The organism is Ectobacillus sp. (genome assembly GCF_056992975.1).
This window is the reverse complement of record NZ_JBXKMX010000311.1, coordinates 38,855-45,739: the sequence shown is the minus strand read 5'-3', so window position 1 is coordinate 45,739 and position 6,885 is coordinate 38,855. Positions and strand designations below refer to the sequence as shown.

Annotated in this window: 8 protein-coding genes; 5 read left to right on the top strand and 3 right to left on the bottom strand. The window is 28.9% G+C overall.

What is annotated here, in order from left to right; all coding sequences use genetic code 11:
- Positions 1 to 126 precede the first annotated feature (126 nt).
- Positions 127 to 330 carry a helix-turn-helix transcriptional regulator gene (locus AC11ZT_RS14245; RefSeq protein WP_484060236.1) on the bottom strand — a complete coding sequence of 68 codons (204 nt, stop codon included), beginning with the start codon at positions 328 to 330 and terminating at the stop codon, positions 127 to 129.
- A gap of 210 nt (positions 331 to 540) precedes the next feature.
- Between AC11ZT_RS14245 and AC11ZT_RS14240 the strand changes: the two genes are divergently transcribed.
- Positions 541 to 897 (top strand): helix-turn-helix domain-containing protein, encoded by a 357-nt coding sequence (locus AC11ZT_RS14240; protein WP_484060235.1) that lies wholly within the window; start codon positions 541 to 543, stop codon positions 895 to 897.
- A gap of 34 nt (positions 898 to 931) precedes the next feature.
- Here the strand turns inward: AC11ZT_RS14240 and AC11ZT_RS14235 are convergent, their stop codons facing one another.
- Positions 932 to 1,126 (bottom strand): hypothetical protein, encoded by a 195-nt coding sequence (locus AC11ZT_RS14235; RefSeq protein ID WP_484060234.1) that lies wholly within the window; start codon positions 1,124 to 1,126, stop codon positions 932 to 934.
- Between the two features lie 368 nt (positions 1,127 to 1,494).
- A complete protein-coding gene (locus AC11ZT_RS14230; RefSeq protein ID WP_484060233.1) occupies positions 1,495 to 2,121 on the bottom strand; it encodes an AimR family lysis-lysogeny pheromone receptor in 627 nt (208 codons plus the stop codon).
- A 182-nt stretch (positions 2,122 to 2,303) separates the two neighbouring features.
- Here AC11ZT_RS14230 and AC11ZT_RS14225 point away from each other — a divergent pair, with 182 nt between their 5' ends.
- From AC11ZT_RS14225 to AC11ZT_RS14210, 4 genes are all read left to right on the top strand, one after another.
- Entirely contained in the window at positions 2,304 to 2,543 is a 240-nt protein-coding gene (locus tag AC11ZT_RS14225) for an XRE family transcriptional regulator (protein WP_484060232.1), read from the top strand.
- Between the two features lie 293 nt (positions 2,544 to 2,836).
- Complete coding sequence (locus tag AC11ZT_RS14220) at positions 2,837 to 4,030, top strand: hypothetical protein (protein ID WP_484060231.1); 1,194 nt, start codon at positions 2,837 to 2,839, stop codon at positions 4,028 to 4,030.
- A 681-nt stretch (positions 4,031 to 4,711) separates the two neighbouring features.
- Positions 4,712 to 5,641 (top strand): tyrosine-type recombinase/integrase, encoded by a 930-nt coding sequence (locus AC11ZT_RS14215; RefSeq protein WP_484060230.1) that lies wholly within the window; start codon positions 4,712 to 4,714, stop codon positions 5,639 to 5,641.
- 111 nt (positions 5,642 to 5,752) lie between these two features.
- On the top strand, positions 5,753 to 6,871 hold the full coding sequence (locus AC11ZT_RS14210; RefSeq protein ID WP_484060229.1) for a ParM/StbA family protein: 1,119 nt from the start codon (positions 5,753 to 5,755) through the stop codon (positions 6,869 to 6,871).
- Positions 6,872 to 6,885: the final 14 nt, after the last annotated feature.

Genomic DNA, 6,885 nt, shown 5'->3' with positions numbered 1-6,885 from the left:
TTTACTTGTCATAAAGTCACAACCTTTAAAATTTGTGAATTTTTTGTTACATTCACAACTGCGTATATTTCTTTATCTAAACAGTAAAAATGTACGCAAACCGAATACATATAAGGCAAAAAAAAATCACTTTACTAATTTTTTCAAATCTATTCCAAAAAAGTCAGAAATTTTAAGAGCTAATGTAAGACTAGGGATTCTTATATTATTTTCAATATTGGAATAGTGGCTTCTAGATATTTCTAGTTTATCTGACACTTGTTCTTGACTGAGATTCCTCCTTTTACGTTCAGAAATTAAAAGATCCCTTCTTTCTTTTTTGTCTTGCATATCTGAATTCTCCTTTAGTGAACGTTTCTTTTAGAATCGTTTGATCTATTCTTATTTTATATTCATTTCGCGTACATTTCAACAATTATTTAATTAAAAATATACATAAAAAGAAAAAATTGTTTGCGTTTTGTAATTTATTTTTGTTGCAATAAGAATCATTTTTAAAGATAATTGATTATAGTATATAAAATCAGGAGAGATGACCAAATGGTAAAAAACGAAAACATTATAGGGGAGCGTTTAAAATATCTTCGAAAGACTAAAAAAATGAAAGTTGATTATATAACAAATAAAATAGATATAGCTAGATCTACATATAATGGATATGAAGCTGGTACAAGAAAACCAGATCCTGATAAGCTTGTACAATTTGCTACACTTTTTAATACAACAGTTGACTATATAACAGGAAAAACAGAAAATCCATCACCTACAAATGACTTATATGAATTATTAGAATCGAACGAACTAGTATATAACGGAAAAAAAATAAAAGAACAAGATCAAGCCATGATCGCAAGAATTATCAGCTCGTTTTTATCTGAAGAAAATAAAACAAATTAAAAAAGAACAAGTCATTTGACTGTTCTTTTTTTATTTAAAATATTAGTTGTGCTTTCATACTCATAAATTCCTCTTGCATGCTGTTAAATTCCTCTTTTGAGATTCTCTCTAGTTTAAATAATTCGTCTAATACTAAGGAAAGATCCAATCCTTTTTCCGTAATGTAGCATTCCAACTTCATTTTGCTATCTAACGCTAGTTTTAAAATTTTCTTAATAACCTCTTCCAATTGTACGGCCCCCTTGGATGTTAACAATTTAGTATTTAGTCGATTTTACAAAACACTAAATAATTCTATGTATTAATAAAGACACCATCTAAAGAGAATGATGTCTTTCCTAATTACCACAAATTCGAATATATTCAAAATGCATACAATAAAATTATAGCATAAGTATAAATGTACGCAATAAGCAATAGTACTTTTTACTTATATTTTATACTATTATTACGTTTTTTATAATTTTATGGTCATATAGATATTGTAAGTTAACATCCAGGAAATATTCAACAGTTAAAGGACGAATCTTATCAATATTTAACATTTTGTGAATTTTTTTAAAAAGAATATATATCCATTTTTTATATAAAATTACTTTATCCGTTATTAATGGCTTCCCTAAACATCGTTTGTATGGTTAATACTCTATATTTATAAGACTCCTTTAAATATTTATTTTTCATATCGGTCAGATTTTTTAACGCTTCTTCAACGATAAATAACATATTAAAATTATGCAAATCGTAATTAGCATATAAAAGAGCGATCATTTCGATCGCTTTATACTCAGCTATTTTGTTTGACTTATATTTCATATTAATGATATCTAGATAAAAATGAATGGGTGTTATGTTTCGGAAATCTCGTTTAGAAAGTAATCTATAATAAAAAAATATAGGGTTTGTATGATGTTCAAATTTATTTAGAAGCTTTAATTGCAGATAATACATATCAGCATGATGACACCATTCAATAAGTTCTACAATAAAATCTTCTTTGTTTATTTTATCTGCATATTCCAGTATATAATGTTCGATATCATCTGTTCTGTTTTCACAAATCATCGAAATGATATCTGCGAACTTATTCCCACTTATTCGATTCGTACCATTCAGATAATTTGTGATCATTCCTTCTGATACGGATAATTTAGTAGCTATCATTTTATTAGTAATTTTTTCAGTGTGTGCTATATTCTTTACTTTTAAAAGCAATTTATCCATTCGACAACCCCCGAAAAATTTATATTGAAAGTTTATACTTTAACGATAAACTTTTCAAGATAAACGATTTATATGTCGAAAATAGGAATATATATATATATAATTATGTTATTTTATGTTTATTGGTGTTAAAATTAGTTAATTATTAAAATTATGGAATGTTATAAGGTAGGTAATGCAACGTGGGTGATACATTTTTTTGTCTAGATACAACGATTAATAAAATAGGAGTTACTCCAAATAAAGTAGCTGTTCAAGCGAAAATTCCTCCGAATACGGTTTATCATATGATCGATAATACAACAACTAGAATACATAAACAAACGATTACAAGTCTATTAGATGCGATTAATGATCTTGCTAAAGAAAAAGGTATTTCACAAACCTTCACAATTACTGATATAATTAGCTATAAGAAATAAAAGACTGTCCATTCATCTGGACAGTCTTGATTTTATCATTGCAATTTGCGTACATTGAATATATACTTGGAAATAGAATTTTTATTTTTTATAATTATATAAATACATAGACAAAGAAAAAACCCTACTGCGTCAACAGTAGAGCTCCCAACAAAAACCTATTCTCCATAGGTGAAATCAATTAATATTAGTATAAACTGTACTCGAATAATTATCAAGTACAATTAAGAAGTTTTAAAAATTCCTGGGAGCTTTGGTCGTTTCTTTTGTCGGATAGACGGGAGAGTATGAAAATGACAAATAGCAACTCAGGTATTTTTATGTCTAATGATACATCTAAAAAGAAATTTAAAATGAATGGATTCAAATTTTTTCAATATGCTTTAAATCAATTAAGAGATCAAGTCTACGAATATTCCTCACTTGGATACGAAAAAGGTTTGGATGCTTCAGCAGCTGCATTATATGTTGGTCTTTTTTCTCAATGTAATAGTGCTGGTGTTTTAGATGCAGACTTTCATGTATCTACCATTTCAAAATTATTAAATATTCCTCGCGCAACTGGTTCAAATGGAATGAATCAGCTACTTGATCGTGGATTAGTAAAAGAAATTCAATCGGAAAATAAAACACAATATGAAGTTGTTGGATATGCAGAAAATAATTTAGCAAGAGAAGAATATTTAAGCACTAAAAAACTAAATTATTTTACAGTTCCTTTTGAATTGCTTCATACAACTGTATTGGCCAACCTTGTCACAAAAAAATCAGCAAAAGGTATTATTGTCATGCTTGAAATTTTCAACGCATTTAGACATAAACTGATTAAAGAAAAAGTGTCAGCTCTTGAATTCACGTATGAATTAACAACTAAAACACTAAAAGAAAAACTAAGAAAAAGTAGTTCCAAACGTGTTAGAGAAATCTTAGATGTCCTATCCCCTATTTTTACTTTCAAACCAGTTAATGTTGAAGAAAGAAAGCCTCGCGAAAATGTTATTTCGCGTCTAAGAAAGGCTGTTACACAATTACATATTAAAAAATATGAAATACATATTGCTCCAGGATGCATTATTGAAAAAGAAGCGATTGATGTAGAAGCAACGAAAGCTCTAAAAGATGCAGATTATCGTATTAAATTACTTGAATTACAAATGTTTCAAAAAGATCGGATTGGTATTCGAAGCGCTTATAAAGGGGCAGTAAAAGAGATTGCTCATTTTGTTAAGGATAAGAAGCAAAAAACGATTCTTTTAAGAGATTCTATGCAGTATGCTTTAGAATCACTCGAAAGCTTTTTGAGATCTGGAAATAAACTTAAAAATCTTGGTGGATTTTTAAATGCTAAACTACAAGAATATGTTTTTAAATTTTTAGATCAAAATAAGTTATTTATAGATATTGAATCCTTTTATAAAATGACCGATTCCCCTGTTCCAACTATATGGATTAAGTATCGTGAACATAAAAAAGAATTGTTAGCTTAATTTTTTTAAAAAATATATAAACATAATCCTTGCGAAAAAAATACTATTTTCCAGGGCTATTTTTGATGCGTTTTTTTAAATACATAGTTTATTAGATGATTTTCTATTACCGGAAATCATCTTTTTTTATGCTTAATTTTTAGTTTTTGGCATATCTATCTATTTAGCTATAAATTTCGATTATCGGTAGATGCTTACTAAATTTATAAACAATCGATAGATGTCTACTATATCTATAGATGTATGATAGATGTTTACTAGTAGTGTTAGTAAAATGATAGGCGTCTTGTGATAAATGTGGATAATCAATTTAAAGTCTACTTATAAATTACATCAATCCGTTGATACTGTAAGATCCTATTTGTTTTTTAAAAATCCCCTTATCTTTATTGATATCTTTTTATCTTTATTGTGATTTCTTATCTATATTGAAACTTTACTTTTATTGATTTTTTACATATAAAATGTCTTTCTCAAATGGACATATCGCTATGCGAATTTTAAAATGATTAAAATAATAAAAACCTATCATGATTCATAATTTTACGCATTCAAACGAGCAAGATAAAAGATTAAAATCTTCCCTTGCTACTAATATATATGTGTTCTTTTATTATATGCTGGTAGGAGTATAATAACCTTGTTGGGTGCGTAAGATTATTATATAAGGGTGTGATTATAATGGTCCTAGACTACATCACTTCATTTTTAAATGAACTAAGTAAAAATGGCCGTAAATCTCGAACTTTAAAACAATATCAATCTGATTTACTTATTTTCTCCGATTGGATTGCCAATCTTAAGCAGCAAAATAATGCAGCTGCTATCCAGTCGCTTACTAAAGATGAATTATCTAGTTTTTACGAATATCTTAATACACGTAATTATTCTGACGATACAATACGCAGACTGACTAGCGTTTTAAACCGTCTGTTTATACATCTAGATATAAGTAGCTTCTCTATTCCTATGTTAGTAAATACTCCTATAAAACGTAGCTTATGCGCTACAGACTTTATAACACCGCATGAATGGTCTGTATTAACTCGTAGTATGAAAGCTCATGTTCATTCGATTGATAGTTTACCTATTGCTAGAAACTGCTTAATAGATCGTAACGTGTCTATAACGCTATTAATACGATTCTATGGTCTAACACCTTCGGAAATTCATTCCATTGATATGAACGATGTAAACTTTGCTCAGCAAGTCATTCAGATTCGTTCAGAACGTGCTACAAGACGCGTTATATTAGAAACAGAGCATACCAAAATCCTACTTAAATACTTTAATAGCATTCCTCAGCTATTACGGCCGCGTTATAGAACGACAGATCCATTATTTATTGCCTTTAATAATCGTTCTCTAAGCTATCAGTTTGATTATCAGCTTGGTGTACCTAAACGTCTCTCTATTCGTGCGATACAAAAAATGATTAAGGATGAAGTGGATCGAGCTGGATTGCGTAAAATAAGTTCTGTCAATTTGAGAAATACTTGTATTATTGAAGCATTAAACAATAGAGTTCCAGATAAAGATCTTGTTGTTCACTTTGGTTTTACCAATTCTTTTTCATTGAGAAGATATAAACAATATTTAGACTTTGAATAAAAAAGTGACACAAATGTAATACTTTTTATTTATATCTATTGATTTTTGTGTTACTTTTGTGTTACATTCTAAATGTAGAATAAATTACCATAATAAGAGGGGGAAATAGATATGGAAAGAACGGCTTCTGTGGATGCTGGATTTGATGCTTTAAAAGGAATTTTTGGAGGACTTAATGGTAAAAAACTTTATATACCGAACGTAGTTGTTAAAACAGATCGTGGAGCTTTACTGGCTGGTGAAGAGGGTGATCCTATTTCTGAATTACATGTAAAAGTAACATCTGATTCTCTTAAAGAAAGTGGAACCTACGCAGTAGGAGAACTCGCTTCTCGTTCTACAGTTGCTTCACAAAGTAATATTATTGATCGTAAAGGAGAATCTGATCAGGCGTTGATTGTATTACTTACTTCTATAGCACTTGATGCTGTAGAAGAGAATCCAAATGAATCTAATTTAAAGGTTAGCTATACATTATCAACCGGACTTCCGATTGATGAATCAAAAATTGATGGAGCACGTAAAGCGTTTGCTACTAAATTAAAAGATGGAATTCATCAAGTTGAATTTATAAAAACACCTAAATATGCAGGTAAGAAAGTTAATATATCTTTCAATGAAGTATATGTTAATACAGAAGGACACGCTGCCATGATTAATATCACAATGGATGATAAATATATGCCTCGTAATACAGAACTTCTTAGAAAAAATATACTTATTGATGACATGGGTGGAAATACGACAGATTTAGCTGTTATTCGAAACGGAAAGATTGATAGCGACTATTCAACAGGATTACCACTTGGAATTGGTCCTGTACTAGATGATATTATCGATGGGATTTTTAGTGAATACCGATTTAGATTTAAAACAAGACGTGAACTAGTTGAAAACATTACTTCTGATAACAATCCATACTCTGTTCGTCCTTATGATCAAATTATATCAATTAAGCCAATTGTAGATAAATACCTGCTTCTATTCGCTAAAGAACAATATAACTATTTAAAACGTACATGGGCAAAAGTTGGAAATTTAGATTGTTCGTATATTGTTGGTGGCACTGCAAATGTTTTAAAACATTTTTTAATAGATATAAACAGAAATGATTCTAAATTTGATTTAAGGTTCTTAGATAATGCGGAAGAAAGTATTTGGAGTATTGCAAAAGCTTATCAAAAATTACTTGTATTAAAAACGAAAAGGCAAGAAGAAAAGACAAAATAATCCGAAAAAGGATT